We start from the raw sequence: 253 nt of genomic DNA, 5'->3' as shown, positions 1-253 counted from the left end.
CCCCAGCAGGTTAAGCCATGACCGCGCAGAAGAAAACCATAACTAAACGGGTGCGTCTGAGCGTATTCGGCAATGCGCGCGGCGAGCGCGTCGATATCCTGGTCGTTATCAAACACCGGGATGGCGACCGTATCCAGATGCGTACTCTGCCCGGAGAGGGATTTTTGCATCTCAAAGCCGGTGATCTTCAGCTCAGGCTCTTTGACCAGCCGCGACAAGACCGTGGCATTGACGGTATGGACGTGCAGAACCG

The 253-nt window shown here is 56.9% G+C and carries 1 protein-coding gene; it reads right to left on the bottom strand.

Features of this window, described 5'->3' with window-relative positions; all coding sequences use genetic code 11:
• On the bottom strand, nucleotides 1–253 hold a 253-nt coding region (locus tag ACPYOI_RS36580), incomplete at both ends, for a class II aldolase/adducin family protein (protein ID WP_481424244.1).

It is taken from the genome of Rhizobium sp. SVR5-2C (assembly GCF_056755115.1).
The sequence above is the reverse complement of the archived record's forward strand: the minus strand, read 5'-3'. Positions and strand labels throughout refer to the sequence as shown.